The 20,020-nt window shown below is 36.0% G+C and carries 15 protein-coding genes; 14 read left to right on the top strand and 1 reads right to left on the bottom strand.

Translation table 11 applies throughout. The features are described from left to right. Window positions 1-154 precede the first annotated feature (154 nt). From ACFVQC_RS07075 to ACFVQC_RS07090, 4 genes are all read left to right on the top strand, one after another. On the top strand, window positions 155-1,861 hold the full coding sequence (locus tag ACFVQC_RS07075) for a peptide ABC transporter substrate-binding protein (protein ID WP_002146345.1): 1,707 nt from the start codon (window positions 155-157) through the stop codon (window positions 1,859-1,861). Window positions 1,862-2,144: 283 nt separating this feature from the next. Next, entirely contained in the window at window positions 2,145-3,869 is a 1,725-nt protein-coding gene (locus tag ACFVQC_RS07080; protein WP_377897847.1) for a peptide ABC transporter substrate-binding protein, read from the top strand. Between the two features lie 427 nt (window positions 3,870-4,296). Beyond that, a complete protein-coding gene (locus ACFVQC_RS07085; RefSeq protein WP_377893713.1) occupies window positions 4,297-6,000 on the top strand; it encodes a peptide ABC transporter substrate-binding protein in 1,704 nt (567 codons plus the stop codon). Between the two features lie 118 nt (window positions 6,001-6,118). Further along, complete coding sequence (locus ACFVQC_RS07090; protein WP_377897849.1) at window positions 6,119-6,838, top strand: class I SAM-dependent methyltransferase; 720 nt, start codon at window positions 6,119-6,121, stop codon at window positions 6,836-6,838. Between the two features lie 40 nt (window positions 6,839-6,878). Here ACFVQC_RS07090 and ACFVQC_RS07095 read toward each other — a convergent pair whose 3' ends face one another. Beyond that, entirely contained in the window at window positions 6,879-7,337 is a 459-nt protein-coding gene (locus tag ACFVQC_RS07095) for a hypothetical protein (RefSeq protein WP_377897851.1), read from the bottom strand. A 138-nt stretch (window positions 7,338-7,475) separates the two neighbouring features. Here ACFVQC_RS07095 and ACFVQC_RS07100 point away from each other — a divergent pair, with 138 nt between their 5' ends. From ACFVQC_RS07100 to ACFVQC_RS07145, 10 genes are all read left to right on the top strand, one after another. Then, window positions 7,476-7,811, top strand: a complete 336-nt coding sequence (locus tag ACFVQC_RS07100; RefSeq protein WP_002066455.1) for a hypothetical protein — start codon at window positions 7,476-7,478, stop codon at window positions 7,809-7,811. Window positions 7,812-7,883: 72 nt separating this feature from the next. Then, a complete protein-coding gene (locus ACFVQC_RS07105) occupies window positions 7,884-8,222 on the top strand; it encodes a VOC family protein (protein WP_377897853.1) in 339 nt (112 codons plus the stop codon). A gap of 255 nt (window positions 8,223-8,477) precedes the next feature. After that, the gene (locus ACFVQC_RS07110; RefSeq protein WP_377897855.1) at window positions 8,478-10,574 is read left to right on the top strand and encodes a vWA domain-containing protein; all 2,097 of its coding nucleotides are present in this window, start codon (window positions 8,478-8,480) and stop codon (window positions 10,572-10,574) included. Between the two features lie 83 nt (window positions 10,575-10,657). Next, window positions 10,658-14,020, top strand: coding sequence for a tubulin-like doman-containing protein (locus ACFVQC_RS07115; RefSeq protein ID WP_377897857.1), 3,363 nt, complete (start codon window positions 10,658-10,660; stop codon window positions 14,018-14,020). Window positions 14,021-14,077: 57 nt separating this feature from the next. After that, the gene (locus ACFVQC_RS07120) at window positions 14,078-14,218 is read left to right on the top strand and encodes a hypothetical protein (protein WP_002066460.1); all 141 of its coding nucleotides are present in this window, start codon (window positions 14,078-14,080) and stop codon (window positions 14,216-14,218) included. 514 nt (window positions 14,219-14,732) lie between these two features. Next, entirely contained in the window at window positions 14,733-16,109 is a 1,377-nt protein-coding gene (gene bcaP / locus ACFVQC_RS07125; protein WP_377897858.1) for a branched-chain amino acid transporter BcaP, read from the top strand. A gap of 118 nt (window positions 16,110-16,227) precedes the next feature. Then, window positions 16,228-16,476 (top strand): DUF1294 domain-containing protein, encoded by a 249-nt coding sequence (locus ACFVQC_RS07130; protein WP_002121300.1) that lies wholly within the window; start codon window positions 16,228-16,230, stop codon window positions 16,474-16,476. Between the two features lie 105 nt (window positions 16,477-16,581). Then, complete coding sequence (rarD, locus tag ACFVQC_RS07135) at window positions 16,582-17,523, top strand: EamA family transporter RarD (protein WP_105585238.1); 942 nt, start codon at window positions 16,582-16,584, stop codon at window positions 17,521-17,523. Window positions 17,524-17,603: 80 nt separating this feature from the next. Next, a complete protein-coding gene (locus tag ACFVQC_RS07140) occupies window positions 17,604-18,029 on the top strand; it encodes a divergent PAP2 family protein (protein WP_002111092.1) in 426 nt (141 codons plus the stop codon). 102 nt (window positions 18,030-18,131) lie between these two features. Further along, complete coding sequence (locus ACFVQC_RS07145) at window positions 18,132-19,985, top strand: terpene cyclase/mutase family protein (protein WP_377897860.1); 1,854 nt, start codon at window positions 18,132-18,134, stop codon at window positions 19,983-19,985. The last annotated feature ends 35 nt before the right edge of the window (window positions 19,986-20,020 follow it).

Genomic DNA, 20,020 nt, shown 5'->3' on the forward strand with positions numbered 1-20,020 from the left:
TTTTTTAAAAATTTTTAATAATAATACTTTACAAATTTTAAAAAATTAGTAGAATAAGAAGTAGTAAGAATCGTCTGATAAGTATATAAAGAAAAAGAGAATTATCAGAAAATTCTTAAATAGATATCGTTTAGAATTAGGGAGGGTACAGAAAATGAAAAAGAAAAAAATGAAAAAACTAACAGCAGTTGTAGTACCGGTTTTAGCAATGAGCATGGCACTAACAGCATGTTCTACATCAGGCGGAGATAAAAAGACAAGCACAAACTCAAGTGGAGATAGCAAGTCAGAGGGGAAATTAGCGGCAAAACAAGTTTTAAATCGAACAGAAACAAATGAAATTCCAACGATGGATACTTCGAAAAATACGGATACACTTGGTTCGCAAATTTTAGGAAATACAATGGAAGGTTTGTATCGCCTAGATAAAGATAATAAGCCAACTCCAGCTGCCGCGGAATCTAGTACGAAAAGTGAAGATGGTAAAAAATATACATTTAAACTACGTAAAGATGCAAAATGGTCAAATGGTGATCCAGTAACTGCGAAAGATTTCGTATATGCATGGCAACGTCTATTAGATCCGAAAACAGCTGCTGAGTATGCGTTTATCGCATTCCCACTAAAAAATGCAGAAGCGGTTAATAAAGGAGAAAAACCTGTAACTGAATTAGGAGCGAAAGCGTTGGATGATTATACGCTTGAAGTTGAATTAGAGCAAGCGGTACCGTACTTCTTAAACTTAGTAGCATTTCCATCGTATTATCCACTAAATGAAAAATTTGTAAAAGAAAAAGGGGATAAATACGGTTTAGAATCTGATACAGTAGTTTATAATGGACCGTTCGTTCTTACTGACTGGAAACATGAGCAAGGTTGGAAGTTGAAGAAAAATGATCAATATTGGGATAAAAAGACTGTAAAATTAGATGAAATTAACTATAGCGTTGTAAAAGAGCAAGCAACTCGTGTGAATTTATATGATAGCGGTCAAGTTGACTTTGCTTTATTAAATGGTGAGTTTGTCGATAAATATAGAAATAAGAAAGATGAGTTTGGAACATATTCACAAGTGAGTACGTATTTCATCCGTCTGAATCAAAAACGTGGTGGACAAGATACACCGTTAAAGAGCAAAAAATTACGTGAAGCAATTGCGTTATCAATTGATAAAAAGAATTTAGCAACTGTTATTTTAAATGATGGCTCACAACCTGCTGATTTCTTAGTACCAAAAGGTTTAGCAACTGGACCAGACGGTAAAGACTTCCAAGAGACATTTAAAAATGGTCTGAAACAAGACTCCAAAAAGGCAGCTGCAGCATGGGAAGAAGCGAAAAAAGAGCTTGGCAAAGATCAAGTTACGATTGAATTTTTAAACTACGATACTGGTAATGCGAAAAAAGTTGGAGAATATATAAAAGATCAAATTGAGAAAAATTTAAAAGGTGTAACAGTAAATATTAAACTTCAGCCATTCAAGCAAAAACTAAAATTAGAAACTGAGCAAGAGTATGATATTTCGTTTGCTGGCTGGGGACCTGACTATGCAGATCCAATGACATTCTTAGATATGTTTGATTCTAAGCATTCTCATAACCAAATGAGCTTCTCTGATCCGAAATATGATGAAATGATCAAAAAAGCGGGCGGTGAATTAACGAATGAAGCGAAAAAACGTTGGGAAGAACTAGGAAAAGCAGAGAAATTATTACTTGAAGAGGATGTAGCGCTTGTACCTATATACCAACGTGGAGATGCTTACGTTTTACAACCAAATATAAAAGGCATTGTTCACCATAATATTAGTCCAGAGTATAGCTTTAAATGGGCTTATGTAACCGAGAAAGACGGGAAATAATAGAATTTAAAAAAGCATTCCAAAAGTAGCTAATCTACTTTTGGAATGCTTTTTTTAGTGTAATTAAATAGAGAAGAATAAGGGGTATAGTATGTAAATACAGTAGATGAGGGATAAATCATACTAAATTACGAAGAAAAAATCTGAATATTTAAAATAAAACTATTTACAAACACGGAAAATAGAGTAGAATAATATTAGTTATAATTTTCTGAAAAGTAAATCCTTAGCAAGGGGTCTCTCAAGGGTTGGTATTGTACATATAATTGGGGAGGGTATAAAAATGAAGAGAAAAAAGATGAAAAAGATGAAAAAGTTAACAGCAGTTGTAGTACCAGTTTTAGCGATGAGCGTTGCATTGACAGCGTGCTCTGGGTCAGGTGGAGAGAAGAAAACGACTACTACATCTAATAGTGGGGAAGAAAAAAAATCTGATATTAAATATGCAGCGAAGCAAGTATTGAATCGTACGGAAAATCAAGAAATTCCGACGATGGACACTTCTAAATCTACTGATACGTTAGGGGCACAAATTTTAGGGAACACGATGGAAGGATTATATCGTCTTGATAAAGATAATAAGCCTATTCCAGCTGCTGCAGAATCAAGTACGAAAAGCGAAGATGGTAAAAAATATACGTTTAAACTGCGTAAAGATGCGAAATGGTCCAATGGAGACCCTGTAACAGCGAAAGATTTCGTATATGGATGGCAGCGCTTACTTGATAAAAATACAGCTGCAGAATATGCGTTTATTGCCTACTATATTAAAAATGCAGAGGCAATTAATAAAGGTGAAAAACCTGCAACGGAATTAGGTGCAAAAGCGGTAGATGATTATACACTTGAAGTAGAATTAGAAAAACCAGTACCATATTTCTTAAACTTATTAGCATTCCCGTCATACTATCCATTAAATGAAAAGTTTGTAAAAGAAAAAGGAGATAAGTTTGGTTTAGAAGCAGATACAACGGTGTATAACGGACCATTCGTTATGTCTTCATGGAAACATGAACAAGGATGGCAGCTGAAGAAAAATGATAAATATTGGGATAATAAGACTGTGAAATTAGAAGAAATTAATTACAGCGTTGTAAAAGAAGTGGCTACAAAAGTAAATTTATATGATACAGGATCAATTGATTTCACACTACTATCAGGAGAGTTTGTAGATAAATATAAATCGAATAAAGATGAGTACGGTGAGTATGCAGAATCAAGTACATTCTTCTTACGTTTAAATCAAAAGCGTAACGGACAGGATACACCGTTAAAGAGCAAAAAACTGCGTGAAGCAATTGCTTTATCAGTTGATAAAAAGGGCTTAGCAAACGTTATTTTAAATAATGGATCAAAAGCAACAGATCAATTGGTTCCAAAAGGGCTTGCGACAGGACCTGACGGTAAAGATTACCAAGATACGTTTAAAAATGGTCTGAAACAAGATACGAAAAAAGCAGCAGCTGCATGGGAAGAAGCGAAAAAGGAACTTGGAAAAGATCAAGTTACAATTGAATTACTAAGCTATGATGATGGAACTGCGAAAAAGATTGCTGATTATGTTAAAGATCAAATTGAGAAAAATTTAAAAGGTGTAACGATTAATACGAAAATTCAGCCGTTCAAACAAAAATTAAAATTAGAGTCAGCGCAAGATTATGAAATCTCTTATGCAGGCTGGAGCCCAGATTATGCGGATCCAATGACATTTATTGATATGTTTGAATCGAAGAGCCCATATAACCAAATGAGTTATTCGAATCCGAAATACGATGAAATGGTGCAAAAAGCAGGTAATGAATTATTATCTGATCCGAAGAAGCGTTGGGAAGCGTTAGGAAAAGCAGAAAAATTATTCCTTGAAGAAGATGCAGGATTAGTTCCTTTATATCAAACAGGAAGATCATATGTAATGAAACCGAATGTAAAAGGCGTCGTTAAACATAACATCAGTCCAGAATATAGCTTTAAGTGGGCGTATGTAACTGAGGATGGCGGAAAGAAATAATATGAAAGCATTTCAAAAGTGTTTAATATGCTTTTGAAATGCTTTTTTTTGTATGAATAGGAGAATAAGGCACATGGAAATTTTGAGGTTACTTTTAAAATTCTACTGTAGGAAATTAGAAAAGAGTTCAACAATTGGATAGATAAATGATAGCAGAGATTTCATATTGATGAGAAAAATATAGAATTTAGTAATAGAGAAGAATAAGAGGAGGTATGTTTACATATAGTAGATGGGGGATAATTCATATAATAGTAAAATAACAAGTTACTATCATAAAAAAATAAACTTTTAGAAAATTCTTAAAAATACTTTACAAAACTGAAAAAAATAGTAGAATATTAATTAATAAGAATTTTCTGATAAATAAAGTTGGTAGAAATCTCTAAAAGTTAGTAGCGTACATATAATTGGGGAGGGTACAAGAATGAAGAAAAAGATGAAAAAGTTCACGGCGGTTGTAGCGCCAGTATTAGCAATGAGCATGGCGTTAACAGCATGTTCAGGATCTGGTGGGGAGAAGAAGACGACTACTACAACGTCTAATAGTGGGGAAGGGAAAAACTCTGATATTAAATACGCAGCAAAGCAAGTATTAAATCGTACAGAAACGAATGAAATTCCGACGATGGATACTTCAAAAAATACAGATACATTAGGATCTCAAATTTTAGGGAACACGATGGAAGGATTATATCGTCTTGATAAGGATAATAAGCCAATCCCAGCTGTAGCAGAATCTAGTACAAAAAGCGAGGATGGTAAAAAATATACATTCAAATTACGTAAAGATGCAAAATGGTCAAACGGTGATCCTGTAACTGCGAAAGATTTCGTATTTGCATGGCAACGTCTAGTAGATCCACAAACAGCTGCTGAGTATGCATTTATTGCTTACTATCTTAAAAATGCAGAAGCAATTAATCAAGGGAAAGCAGAAGTTTCTACGTTAGGTGTAAAAGCAGTTGATGATTATACGCTTGAAGTTGAATTAGACAGACCGGTACCATATTTCTTGAACTTAATGGCATTTGCATCATACTATCCGTTAAATGAAAAGTTTGTAAAAGAACAAGGGAAGAAATACGGTTTAGAGTCCGATACAACAGTTTATAACGGTCCATTTGTGCTTACTGATTGGAAACATGAGCAAGGTTGGAAGTTGAAGAAAAATGATCATTATTGGGATAAAAAGACAGTGAAATTAGATGAAATTAATTATAGTGTGGTAAAAGAAGCAGCTACTAGGGTGAATTTATATGATACAGGCGCAATTGATTTTGCACTTTTATCTGGAGAATTCGTTGATAAGTATAGAAATAAAAAAGATGAGTTTGGAGCATATTCGGAAACAAGTACGTTTTACTTACGTCTAAATCAAAAACGTGGTGGGCAAGATACACCGTTAAAGAGCAAAAAATTACGTGAAGCAATTGCATTATCGGTTGATAAGAAGGGTTTAACTAATGTAATTTTAAATGATGGTTCAAAACCAGTTGATTACTTAGTAGCAAAAGGTTTAGCAAGTGGACCAGACGGTAAAGATTTCGCAGAAACATTCAAGAATGGTTTAAAACAAGATTCCAAAAAGGCAGCAGCAGCTTGGGAAGAAGCGAAAAAAGAACTTGGAAAAGATCAAGTGACAATTGAATTATTAAATTATGATACTGGTAATGCGAAAAAAGTTGGGGAGTACGTAAAAGATCAAATTGAAAAGAATTTAAAAGGTGTAACAGTAAATATTAAACTTCAACCATTTAAGCAAAAACTAAAATTAGAATCAGATCAAGATTATGATTTCTCATATGGTGGCTGGAATCCAGATTATGCGGATCCGATGACGTACCTTGATATGTTTGAAACAAAAAATTCTCAGAACCAAATGAGCTACTCAAATTCAAAATATGATGAAATTATTGATAAAAGTAAGACGGAATGGATGGCTGATGCAAAAAAACGCTGGGCAGAGTTAGGGAAGGCAGAGAAATTGTTACTTGAAGAAGATGTAGCGCTTGTACCTTTATATCAAAGTGCTAAGGCATATGTTATGCAACCAAATGTAAAGGGAATTGTGAAACATAATATTAGTCCGGAATATAGTTTCAAATGGGCGTATGTAGAAGAGAAATAATAAAAGAAAAAAGCATTTTCAAGTTGCGGTATTATAGCACTTGAAAATGCTTTTTTTTCTGTGCACTATTTTTTTATGGATGAATATATGTATTATAGAAAACTAAAAGGAGAATCTCATGAAACGAAACACATACATTGATTTTCTAGCTTATTACGGAATAGGGAGTGCTCATCCTGGTGGTTTTACATTAACAAAACAATTATTAGCGCAATTGCCACTTAGACATGGAGCTAGTGTCCTTGAGATAGGTTGCGGCACGGGGAAAACAGCGGCGTATATGACAAAAGAATTGGGTTATAAAGTGACAGCGGTTGAAAAGAATGAAATTATGATTCAAAAAGCGAAAGATAGATGGTTGTTTGATGGTTTAAATATACAATTGATTCAAGGAGATGTAGAAGGATTACCGTGTTTAAATGATTCATTTGAGCTTGTACTTGGAGAATCTATACTCGCTTTTACAAATAAAGAAAAGGTTATTTCGGAATGTTATCGTGTATTACAGGAGGATGGAAAGCTTGTTGTCATTGAAATGATTACCGAAAAACATATTGAGACGAAAGAGGAAGAAAAGATTGGACAGTTATATGGTATGAAAGAATTATTAACTGAGAATGAGTGGATTCATTTATTTAAAGCAGCAAATTTTAAAAGAATTACAATTGTGGGTGGCGGAACTATTGCAGAAACAGTTGCAGGACATATGGAAGAGCCAGAGTGGAATGTATCACCGTTTATTCCGGAAAAATTGTATGAGGCGTGGGTGCAACACGAACAAGTACTGCTTATGTATCAACATATTTTAGGGCATCGCATTTTTATATGTGAAAAATAGAGAAAAAGAGTTGGCTAAAGATAGTCAACTCTTTACTATGTTAGATGAAAAATAATGCAGCCAAAGTAATTCCAAAAATAAAGCCAAATCCGAGTTCAAATCCCCAGCCGCCACCAAAGCCACCGCCACCAAAGCCACCGCCACCAAAGCCACCGCCACCAAAGCCACCGCCACCAAAGCCACCGCCGCCACAACCACCGCAACCACGACCGCTGCATCCACCGCCGCTAAATCCACCACTGAATCCACCACCACATCCAAATCCACAGTTATCACATCTGCTAAGACCGCCGCAAATATCACATCCGCCGTTTGAATATGCGCCATGGTATCCAAATCCTGTATCAAAAGATGAACGCTGCTGTACTGGCTCAATCCAAACAGAATCATTTGTCACGTCTATTATTTTTCCTAAATGGATATGACCATCACGATCTTCAATTCGAACAACTTTTCCGAAATAACGTTGGCATGTATTATAACATTTTTGTCTATGCATGTTCTTTCCTCCTTCCCCCATTACAGTAATACGATATGTAAGGGGGACAAGTGCGGCTTGTACGAATGACCTATCTATCATAATTGTTATAGGAAAGGGGAAATATACGAACAGGATACATAATGAGGAGGAAAGGAAATGAAATCTACAGACCAATTTCAGACGTATGAAGTTCCTTGGGAAGAATTTATAGAAGCATTGCGGGGGGAAATAAAGAAACAAGTAGGAGCAGATATTATTGATACGGTCGTATGTAATTTAAAAGATGGTTTTGAAGTGTATACATATGTGCAGGGTGATTTGGATTTCGAGTATACAGAAGCTCTTGAACGAAAATATGGGAGTGATGCGAAAATACCTAATTTGTTAACAGTTATGCTGGTAGCTAGCATTTATAATACGGGTGAAGAGAATATACGTTTACATGCAGATAATAAAGATAATCCAATTGTTGAGGTATATGTGAAGCAATGAAACACGCTGTGAAAGGCGTGTTTTTTATTTATATGATAAAATGTTAGAAAATTAAGAAAGAAGGTGAGTGAATTGAAAATTAATCATCTTAATTTAACAGTTACAGATGTAACAGCTGCTAGAGAATTTTTAGAAAAGTATTTTGGTTTAACTTGTGGTGGAACAAGGGGGAATGCCTTTGCGGTTTTGCGGGATAATGATGGGTTTATATTAACTTTAATGAAAGGGAAAGAAGTTCATTATCCGAAAACATTTCATGTAGGATTTCCACAAAAAAATGAAGAACAAGTTAATAAAATTAATCAAAGATTGAAGAAAGACGGATTTTCAGTCGAACCGCCTAAACATGCACATGCGTATACATTTTATGTTGAAGCACCTGGAGGATATACAATTGAAGTGATGTGCTAATTAATAATCAAACTTTTTGTTAAGAGTTTTCAGTTTTAAAAGTAGGAAAAGTCTGTTTTGAGGATGGAGCTTAAACAGGCTTTTTTACCTATATAATTGGATAGAAAATGCTAGAAGGAATATTACCAAGTTATATATCTATTTACATAATAAAGTTATGGTGCGTTCGTTGTCCTAAAATACAAGTCATATATCTTGTTTCCTCTCATAAATTTAAACATAGGAATTTGTCTACAAAGGTGGCGAAGCCTCATCATGAAAATTCGAATTTGTGCCACGTTCATGTTGTTTCTATTTATATGTTTACCTTTTTCAGCTTTTGCAAAAGGAGAGGAGGCAAAGGAAAGGGTCGTTTCACTTGTATATGATGATTCGGGCAGCATGAGAAATAACGATCGTTGGAAGTATGCCAATTACGCCTTGCAAAGTTTAGTTGCGCTATTAGATGAGAAAGATAAATTTTCTTACGTTCCAATGAGTAAGCCAAATGATCCGTTAAACATTTCGTTAACAAAGGATCAAAGGCAAACAGAAATTAATGGAATCGGCGCGTGGAAAACATATTTAAATACTCCATTTAGCGCAGTAGAAACGGCGATGCAATCTATAAAGAAGGAAGCAGATATAGGTGGGAAACGTGAATTTTGGCTTATTGTATTAACTGACGGGGCATTTAATGATTTGGAGAAAGATAAGGTTGGCGGAAAAGAACAAATTACACAGAAGTTAGCACAGTTTAAGAAAGAAATGGATTCTAAAAAGATCTCTTTGCACCCAGTCTTAATCACGATGGAAGAGGATTTAGGGCAGCAAGAAAAAGAGCAGTTAAATACGTTTAAGGAAATTTGGAAAAAAGAAATGAATGGAGTTGTCATGCCGTCTAGCGGTGAGGATGGTATTGTACAAAGTGTGAATCAAGTAGCAGCATTAGTTGCAAATCGTGATCCATTTTCTTCTGTTGAATCGATTGTCAAAACGAAAATAGTAGGGAAAAAAGTAGAGATTACAACACCGTTTCCATTAAAGCGTATGACGCTTGTACGACAATCACCTTCTTTGTCTAATTATAAAGTTATGCAACTTTCCAAACCGTTACAATTGCAGTCTTCTTTTTCCATACATGCACCAGGAGAAGCTAAATTATTCGGAAATATAGTGCATGTAAGTACAGCGAATCAGGAAGTGATTAAGCCAGGGACATATACGATAGAAGTCGATCAGGACATTGAGAAAGAGGGATTACAAGTACTTGTTGAACCAGCGCTTAACTATACTGTTTCTACGTATGACAAAGATGATAAAGATAGAAAAAATGTTGAGAAAATGTATGAAGGTGTGACAGCTGTTATTGAAGCGAAACCTACTGAATTACCAATTCAAACTTCTTATTTCGAAGCAGAAGTAGAAATAGACGGAAAGCAGTATCCGATGAAGTGGGATGATAAAAGACATGTGTTTTATTACGAGACAAAGGTTGGTAAAGAGTTAGTACGCGGGAAAGTCCATATGAATATAAAGGGATTTTATAGACAGACGAAAGAATTCAAGATTGAACCAGCTGAAAAACCAAAATTAACACTTCAAGCTGTTACGAAAGATTATGAAGAAAAGGTAACAAATTTAGAAAATAGTAAACCGTTCATTTTACAGCCACAGTTAAATGGTAAACCGATGACAGAAGAGGCTGTAAAGAAACTATTAAAATCTACTGGTGTCACATCGAATCAATCGATCAACTATGAATTAAAACAGCATGGTAGTCAAGTTTATGTTTATCCTCGACCTTATTACTCCGACACATTCAATTTTACAGATACCGGCACCGTAGAGGCTACCATCACGATCAATGATTCAAAATTACAAGAAGTAAAGGAAAAGATTGCAATGCACATTGAAAATGCGCCGTTTTTTGAGAAGTATGCGCTCGTTTTTAAATTTGTAATTCCTATCACTTTATTACTTTTAATAGTAGGAATTATTATTTTAGGATGGATTGTTCGTCCGAGATTTCATCGGAAAGCATTACTATATTACGAATGGGATCAAGAAGTAGCGAAAGATTGGCTTTATCAATCTGAACCAGAGTTACTTAAAAATAAATGGTGGAATCACTATTTTGGCATTCCATTCCGAGCAGAAAGAAAGACGGTGCAATCTGTAACATTAATAGCGAAAAAAGGATCGAAATCTATATTTGTAGCGAAAGAATCGCAAGTGGTTGGGATGATTATTGATGGAATGTTTATTACAGAGGAAGAAGTGGGAATGGAGCATAAGACGTTGTATCCAAATGAACTTTTAGTAATTGATAGAGGATATGGTAAGGAGATTTACCGGTACGAATGTGAATAGTAGATAGGGGGTAAGAGGGGCGGAGGAGGCCCGGCTCTCTTTATTCTTCTTTTCAAACAAGCAAGAATAGGAAGGTGGTTCACATGACATTACAAGTTCCAACAATTTTAATTGGCTTAGGTGGAATCGGTAGCACTGTCACACATCAAATATATGAAAGATTATCTGAGGAGCGTCGTAAAAAGGTAGCGATGCATGTATTTGATACAGATGTGAATACATTGAGTAAATTTGATCATATTCGGAAGTTTAAGACGCAAACGAGCTCGAGTAAAACGCCGAGAGAGTATATTGCGGGAGATCCAACGATTCCAGAGTGGTTCCCGATGGACCCGACTATACTTGATAAACCGTTAACGGAAGGAGCGGGACAGTTACGTGTCATTTCTCGTTTAGCGCTACGTGCTGCGATGAAAGAAGATAAACTGACATCGTTTTGGCAAGAAATCGAGAAGATTTTTCCAGTTACAAGTGATCAGACGGAATATGGTGTACGTGTCATTATTGTAACATCACTAGCTGGCGGAACAGGCTCAGGGATGTTTTTACAAATCGCATTATATTTGCGTGAAATGCTTCGGAAAAAATTGCAGCATCACAACATTTTAATTCGCGGTGCGTTTTTAATGCCCGATGTTTTAGTTAAGACGAGAACGGTTAGTGCGAAAGAGTTTGAAACTGTGCAAGCGAATGGTTATGCATCATTAAAAGAGTTGCACGCTATTACGCTCGGGTCGACTGGTGAATTATCAAAACGAGGCGGCGTAACGATTGAATTAGAATATCGTCCTGATCAAGTGGATGAAGATGGAAGAACAAATCATACGATAAAGCAGCATCATTTACCGTACAATTATTGTTTCTTATATGATTATGAAAATTTACATGGGCACCATTTGCACAATTTATCGGATTATATGGAGCAAATGGCAAATACGATTTATTTACAGTTATTCAGTCCAATGTCTGCAAATCATTTTGCGCAAGAAGATAATCAAATTCAGCAATTGGCAGAATCGAGTGGGAAAGGGAGATATTGCGGAGCAGGAACGGCGAAGCTCATTTATCCGTATGAGCACGTTTTGAAATACTGTGCTTTAAAATGGGCGGTGCAGGGTTTAGATGAATCTTGGCTTCATTTAGATCAACTATTTCAAGAGAAGAAGCAAAGATATGATCAAGATGTAAAGCGCGGTATGCAGCGTGAAAAGCCAGAGCGCGGGAAAAGTTATTTAGAAGATTTAGAGCATCTTGCTACTCGTCCAGAGCAGGCCCATATTTTTTATAGACAAATGTTCAATGAGACGCGCGAAGGGGCAGAGGGCGGTAAGGTTGGTGTTGCGAAGTCTAAGTTGTTTTTAGAGGCTGTCGAAAGCTATGTACACCGTACAGTGCAAAAAGATGAAGAATTAAACCGCCTGCAGCATGAGTGTAAAATATCGGCTGCGAAACTGAAAATGATGGAACAAATGAAAGGTGAAGTAGCGAGAGTTGATCATGCGGTTCGTTTATATGCTTATGCGATTCCGAGCCGTGTACATGAGCATGTGACTACACTTTTATATGACATGGTCGAATCAGACCGCTTTATACCGAGTGGATCAGAAGGACAGTCTTATCAATTAAATACATGGTTTTTAAAGAAAACGGATCCGGTTCATCCTGTCGCAGCACGTTTTATGCTGTATGAAATTCGTAAGCAGTTAGTAGAGAAGATGAATCGACTGCATGAAAATAATGAACAAAAGCGTAATTTAATTCAAAACTACGATAAGAAATTTAATGTGAGTAATATTGATGGAACGGTAACGGCTGTTCGCCGCGTTGAAATTGCTCAGCGACAAGGCTGGGTCGGGAAAATGTTTTATAATCAGCAACGTTTGTTCAAAAAAGAATTTGAAGATATCGTAACGCAATATGTCCACAAATTAAGTGAGTATCGTAAAGAAATGTTATTAGAACTCGTGTATCAATCGCTATACCAAGCAGTTGATAAAATGATCCAATATTGGGAAAGATTCTTTGATAATTTACACGAAACACGTGAAAATTTATTGTTTGAAATCCAAAAGCGAAGCAAGGAATTTGAGGGGAAAACGAACCCGACGAATGTATACGTATTAGCTGAAGAGAAATTGCAAGAAAAGATTTGGCAAGATATGCAGCAACATTTAAATTTAGGTGTATTACCGAAAGATATATCGTCCGAAATTTATATGAGCTTGTACGGGGAATATTGTCGTGATGCGAAAGCCGAAGAAATTCAGTCGAAAAAGGTGGAAGACTTCTATCGTGAACATATATTGAGTTATTGTTATGACGAACTTCAAGTGCGCTATCGTGACAAACTAGAGCTTAATATCGTTGAAGCATTGCGAAAAGAAGCAGATTTCAAGAAACGTGATCGTGATGAATACGTTCGTGAAAAAATTGAAGATCTTTTCCATTTAGCAAGTCCGTTCGTTCCGAAAGTTTCTCATCATAGAGAGTTACAATATTGGGGCGTACATCCATCTTTAAAACAAGAATTGCAAGAAGAGTTATTGCAAGAAATGTTTAAAGAAAAAGATACGGTAAACGAGGCGTTTTCACCATTTGAAGTGATTTGTTATCGTGCTCATTACGGATTATCGCTACAAGATTTTCCTAAGCTTTCATCTGGACATATTGCAAATGGCTTTATGAACGATAAAGGTGACTACTTTCAATCGTATTATCGCCGCGTGAACAAATTAAATAGTAAAAAATCTAGTTTGACGCCGCATTTAGATAAATATTGGCACTTACCAGCCTTTATGCCAGACTTGAATGCAACGCAAACGAAGTTAGATTACGATAAATGTAATCGTGCTCTTCTATACGCGTATATGTATCGCTGGATTAGCTTAGTTGCTGTTGATGGACAATTCGTGTATCAATATAATGGTGTCGGCCGTAGCTTTTTAATCCAGTCGATGGGGAAAAATATTTCAAGCGAAAGTTATAAGTTGCACAGAGCATTGCTTCATAATCCGTTTATTTATGAAAACATCTTGTCCCGGTTTGAAGAAGAACAAGAAAAGGCAATGATACAAGGTGGGCATTTATATACACATGCATTTGTATTAGGGGCTCAAGATATTAGATGGCTTCGTAAAGAGCATGTCCATAATATTTTAGATATGATTTTAATGTATGATCGTGAGGCAAAATATGACCCGACGTTAGAAGAAACATCTGATGATTTGTTAAGGCTATTCCTTGATGAAATTGAGCTGTATTTCCAAAACTATTACGGAACAGGTGCAGATATGGTTGCAAAGAAAGAGAAAGAGATGTTTATGAAACAATTGTGGGATCGTTCGTATGCGAAAGGGTATGTGGATCCAAATAGTGCGCCTTATAAAAAATGGCAAAATGTATTACATGTTCCCGATGAAGAAGAAGTGCCAAAAACGAATGTATAATGAGTGAAAAGGGAATCCTTAAGAATGGCAATACAACTTTAGAAATGAGGGATTCCGATGCCGTTTTTAGGAAGTGTATATCAAATATTTGGATTATATCCAGAAATTTATTATGGAATGATTTCAGCAGAGCTGCAAGAAGAAGCTCGAAAGGAACATATCGATAATAGTAGTACAGAAATTGAAGCGGAAGAATAAAGCGCAGATGAACATCTGCGCTTTTTTTATTGTCCTAAGTGAAAATACTGTTTGTAATTTGTAGGGAAGTTAATCGGTCTAACAAGATGAATAGTTATTTCTATATAACGAATCGACTGGTTTTATTGTGTTTGCATACGGGGATTACATTGAATTTAATGTATAAAAATGAATTTTGAAATAATGAAAAGTGTATTAAAATGGGAATTGATAGTGTTTGTTAGTGGTATCGTATATTTTGGAATGCTATTTTGTTTATAATTATTCAATTCGGGTGAATTAATTATATTGTTGACAATATAATTAATCGTGTGATAAATTCAATCAATCTTCTAAAAATATGCCTGTTAATAAGCGTATTTTCAGGAGATTGATTTTTCTGATTTTTAGGTGTGTAATTTGTGGAGTTTATATAGGGAGTGGAAGTAAAGCATGAATATTATTAATGTGTAATAGCAAAAGTAATAAAGATTGTAATGAGTAAGGGATAATTTTGAAAAAGAGGTTTCTACGAATGAGTTTATTTATAAAGAAAGCAATGAATGAAGAAAAGAAAAAAGTGTTACAGCAAACTTTAGGAGCAATTGATTTAACGCTTTTAGGAATTGGAGCAATTATTGGTACAGGCATTTTCGTATTAACAGGTATTGTAGCAGCGAAACATGCTGGTCCAGCAATTGTATTATCTTTCATGTTAGCTGCAATTGTATGTGCTTGTGTAGCCTTTTGTTATGCTGAATTTGCATCTACAGTCCCGGTCTCAGGAAGTGTGTATTCGTATACGTATATGACATTAGGTGAGATTTTTGCTTTTATAGTTGGCTGGTGTGTCATGTTAGAGTACTTATTAGCTACTTCTGCGGTGGCGGCGGGATGGTCAGCCTATTTTCAGTCATTGCTACTAGGGTTTAATATTCATATTCCGGCAATCATTGCTTCTGCACCAGGGATGGGGAATGGCGGAATTATTGACTTGCCAGCGGTTATTATTATTTTAGTTGTTACATTTTTACTAAGTCGTGGCGTGAAAGAAAGCGCACGTATAAATAATATAATGGTTATTATTAAACTGGCTGTTATTTTAGTATTTATTATTGTAGGAGCGAAATATGTAAAGCCAGAGAATTGGCAGCCGTTTCTTCCTTTTGGATACCATGGTGTTATTGGAGGAGCTGCTACTGTATTTTTTGCCTTTTTAGGTTTCGATGCAGTTGCAACAGCAGCAGAGGAAGTGAAACGCCCACAACGTAACGTTCCAATCGGATTACTGGTCTCTTTATGCATTTGTACAATTCTTTATGTTGGTGTTTCATTTGTGTTAACAGGAATGGTTCCATTTACGGATCTGAATGTAGCTGATCCAGTTGCGTATGCACTGCGTATTGTAGGAGAGGATAGAATTGCTGGTCTATTATCAGTTGGAGCGATAGCTGGTTTAACAACAGTTCTGTTAGTTGCTATATTTGCATTTGTTCGAGTATCATACTCGATGAGCCGAGATGGCTTGTTACCAAAAAGATTTTCGAGTGTTCATAAACGTTATCAAACACCATTTTTTAATACATGGATTACGGGTATTCTTGCGGCTGTATTAGCAGGTTTATTGGACTTGAATTTGTTGGCGAATTTAGTGAATGTGGGAACGATAACAGCGTTTATATTTGTGTCTATTGCTGTAATTGTATTAAGGAAGACACATCCTAATTTGGAAAGACCGTTCCGAGCTCCGTTAGTTCCATTCTTACCTATACTTGCGATAGTAAGTTGTTTATATTTAGCATTAAATCTTTCTAAAACTACTTTAATCAGTTTTGCAATTTGGGTTATTGTAGGTATTTTTATTTATTTCATATACGCGAAAAAGCATAGTAATATTAGAAATAGAGTGTAAGGTATTACAATTATGGTTATAGGTTAAAAAAATTTATTTTTTACCTATAGCCATTTTTATTTGTGTGCACCTTGTTTTCGTGTTAACATAAAGCGAATTTTTTAAGGGAGAGAAAGAGATGAAATGGATTTATTTTATTATCATCAACGTTATAGCATTTAGTATGATGGGGCTTGATAAGCGAAAAGCAAAGAAAAAGCAGTGGAGAACGCCAGAAAGTACGTTATTTTTATCAGCTGCAGCTGGAGGAGCGGTTGGAGCTTGGATTGGTATGTATATGTTTCATCATAAGACACATAAAAATAAATTTGTCTTCGGTATGCCAGTGCTCGTTATTATAACAGTAGGAGTGTTTTTATACATATAACGGATTTGTAAGAGGAATGTCGAAAGAAATGCAGATTGAATATTGGTAAAGTAAGCATGTGAGACTTTATAATGAAGAAAAAAAGAGAAGAGGAGAAAAAGAAAGATGGGGAGTCAAACAGCACAGCAAAAGCAGGGGATTATATATGCAGCAGGTGCGTATACGATGTGGGGAGTTCTTCCGATTTATTGGAAATGGGTGGAGGAAGTTCCGGCAGATGAAATATTAGCACATCGCATCGTTTGGGCATTTGTTTTTATGTTGTTAGTTTTAGGAGTAACGAAGAGGTTTCGTCAGTTTGGTGGGGAGTTAGTGACCCTTTTTAAACGACCTAAATTATTAATCTCATTAACAATTGCTTCGGTACTTATTAGTGGAAACTGGTTTGTATACATATGGGCCGTAAATCATAACCATGTAATCGAGGCAAGTCTTGGGTATTATATTAATCCACTTATAAGTATTTTACTTGGTACAGTTGTTCTAAAAGAGAAGCTTAATTTTTGGCAATATGTTGCGGTTGGTTTAGCTGGATTAGGTGTTGTTATTTTAACGATACGTTTCGGATCAATTCCATGGGTTTCTCTTTCGCTTGCTTTTTCATTTGGATTATATGGATTAACGAAAAAATTATTAAATTACGACGCAACAATTGGGCTTACGATGGAAACGATGTTAGTGACGCCATTTGCACTTATATATTTGTTTATGACAGGAGTGCATGGCTTTGGTTCGTTCGGTTCTATTTCGGCAATATCAACGTTTCTTTTAATAGGGGCGGGTATTGTTACAGCATTACCACTCTTTTATTTTGCTAAAGGAGCACAACTTATTCCACTCTATATGATAGGATTTTTACAATACATCGCGCCGACTATTAGTTTAATTTTAGGTGTGTTCGTTTTTGGTGAACATTTCACATCTACTCATATGATTGCGTTTTTCTGTATATGGATTGCTTTATTTGTCTTTTCAATGGCGAAAACAAAGTTTCTACTACAGAAACAACCAAAATTTATTAAAAATAAATCAGCAAAAGTATCATAATGCGTAGTATTTTCTACGCATTTTTCTTTATACTTATATTATATAGAAATTCCATTATAGTCAGTGAGGAGCTGAAAAACATGGAAACAATTTTACATAATGACCCACTTATAGCAGCTGTAATTTCTTGGTTTTTAGCACAGTTAACGAAAGTCGTTTTTAAATTAATAAAAACAGGCGAGTTTGATTTTGCTAAGTTCTTTGCTTCAGGTGGAATGCCAAGTTCGCATGCTTCGACTGTTACTGCACTTGCTACAGGTGTCGGGGTGGTGGAAGGTGTGGAGAGTCCAATATTTGCGGTTGCCGCTATTTTTGCCATTATTGTTATGTACGATGCTTCAGGAGTAAGGCTTGCGGTTAGTAAGCAAGCGAAAATATTGAATGATTTTTTTCATGGTAGACAAACAGAATATAAAAAGTTAAATGAGCTCGTTGGACATACACCCTATCAAGTTGTTGTTGGTGCACTATTAGGAATTGTTGTCGGGGTTGGGTATTGCTTGTAAGCAGAATGTGTGTAATACACGTTCTGCTTTTCTTTGTTTTCATACATATTTAGCTAAGTTTTCGAATATCGTATACGGACTTAGAAAGGGTGGGTGAGCGGTGTGCTACTATATGACAAAGTGCGTGAGGAGATAGAGCGGAGAACGACTGCACTTCAAACGATGCAAAGGCAAGACGGAACGTGGTCATTTTGTTTTGAAGGAGCTTTGCTAACGGATTGTCATATGATTTTTTTACTCAAATTATTAGGGCGAAATGACGAAATAGAACCGTTTGTGGAAAGGTTAGCATCTCTTCAAACAAATGAAGGGATTTGGAAATTATATGAAGATGAAAAGGAAGGGAATTTATCCGCGACGATTCAAGCATATGCTGCTTTACTTGCTTCGGAAAAATATTCGAAAGAAGATATGAATATGAGGCGAGCTGAAATGTTTATTAAGGAACATGGGGGAGTTTCTCGTGCTCATTTTATGACGAAATTTTTATTAGCGATTCATGGAGAATATGAATTTCCCGCGCTTTTTCACTTTCCAACGCCAATCTTATTTTTACAAGATGACTCACCTCTCAGTATATTTGGGCTAAGCAGCTCAGCGCGTATACATTTAATTCCGATGATGATTTGTATGAATAAGAGATTCCGTGTAGAGAAAAAGTTATTGCCAAATTTAAATCATATTGCAGGCGGGGGTGGGCAATGGTTTCGAGAGGAGCGGTCTCCGCTGTTTCAATCGTTTTTAGGTGATGTGAAAAAGGTAATATCTTATCCATTATCGTTACATCATAAAGGATACGAAGAAGTAGAGCGCTTTATGAAGGAGCGTATAGATGAAAATGGAACATTATATAGTTACGCGAGTGCTACGTTTTATATGATTTATGCTTTGCTTGCATTAGGGCACTCTATTCAGTCTCCAATTATTGAGAAAGCTGTGACAGGATTAAAATCTTATATATGGAAGATGGACAGAGGAAGTCATTTGCAAAATTCTCCTTCTACCGTATGGGATACCGCTTTACTTAGCTATTCATTGCAAGAAGCTAAAGTTACAAATGAAAATAAGATGATTCAAAGGGCGACAGAGTATTTATTGCAAAAACAACAAACTAAAAAGGTAGATTGGAGCGTACATGCATCATCACTTGTAGCTGGCGGTTGGGGATTTTCAGATGTTAATACGACGATCCCTGATATAGACGATACTACAGCTGCCCTTAGAGCGTTAGCGCGAAGTAGAGGGAGTGATAGAGTAGATGATGCGTGGGGAAGAGGTGTGGAATGGGTAAAAGGATTGCAAAACAATGATGGAGGCTGGGGAGCTTTTGAACGAGGGGTAACGAGCAAGTTACTATCGAATTTGCCGATTGAAAATGCGAGTGATATGATAACCGATCCGTCCACACCAGATATTACAGGTAGGGTGTTAGAATTATTCGGAACGTATGCACCGAATGAATTGCTTGAAGAGCAAAAAAAGAAAGCTATCAAATGGTTAATGGATGTACAGGAACAGAATGGATCATGGTATGGAAAATGGGGGATATGTTATATATATGGGACATGGGCAACGATGACAGGCTTACGTGCATTAGGAGTGCCTTCTACTCATCCATCGTTGAAAAAAGCAACTTCATGGCTCGAACATTTGCAGCATGAAGACGGAGGGTGGGGAGAATCCTGTCAAAGTAGTGTAGAGAAAAAATTTATTTCTTTATCCTTTAGCACGCCGTCACAAACAGCGTGGGCACTTGATGCACTCATTTCTTACTACGATCAAGAAACACCGATTATTCGAAAAGGAATTTCATATTTGCTCGCGCAGTCTACTATGAATGAAAAATATCCTACTGGTACAGGGTTACCGGGGGGCTTTTATATTCGCTATCATAGTTATGGGCATATATATCCGTTACTTGCTTTAGCGCACTACGTAAAGAAATATAGAAAATAAACCGAGAGATACTCTCGGTTTATTTTGATGGGTAG

The organism is Bacillus sp. NPDC057893, assembly GCF_042796455.1.
In the GTDB taxonomy this organism is placed as follows: domain Bacteria; phylum Bacillota; class Bacilli; order Bacillales; family Bacillaceae_G; genus Bacillus_A.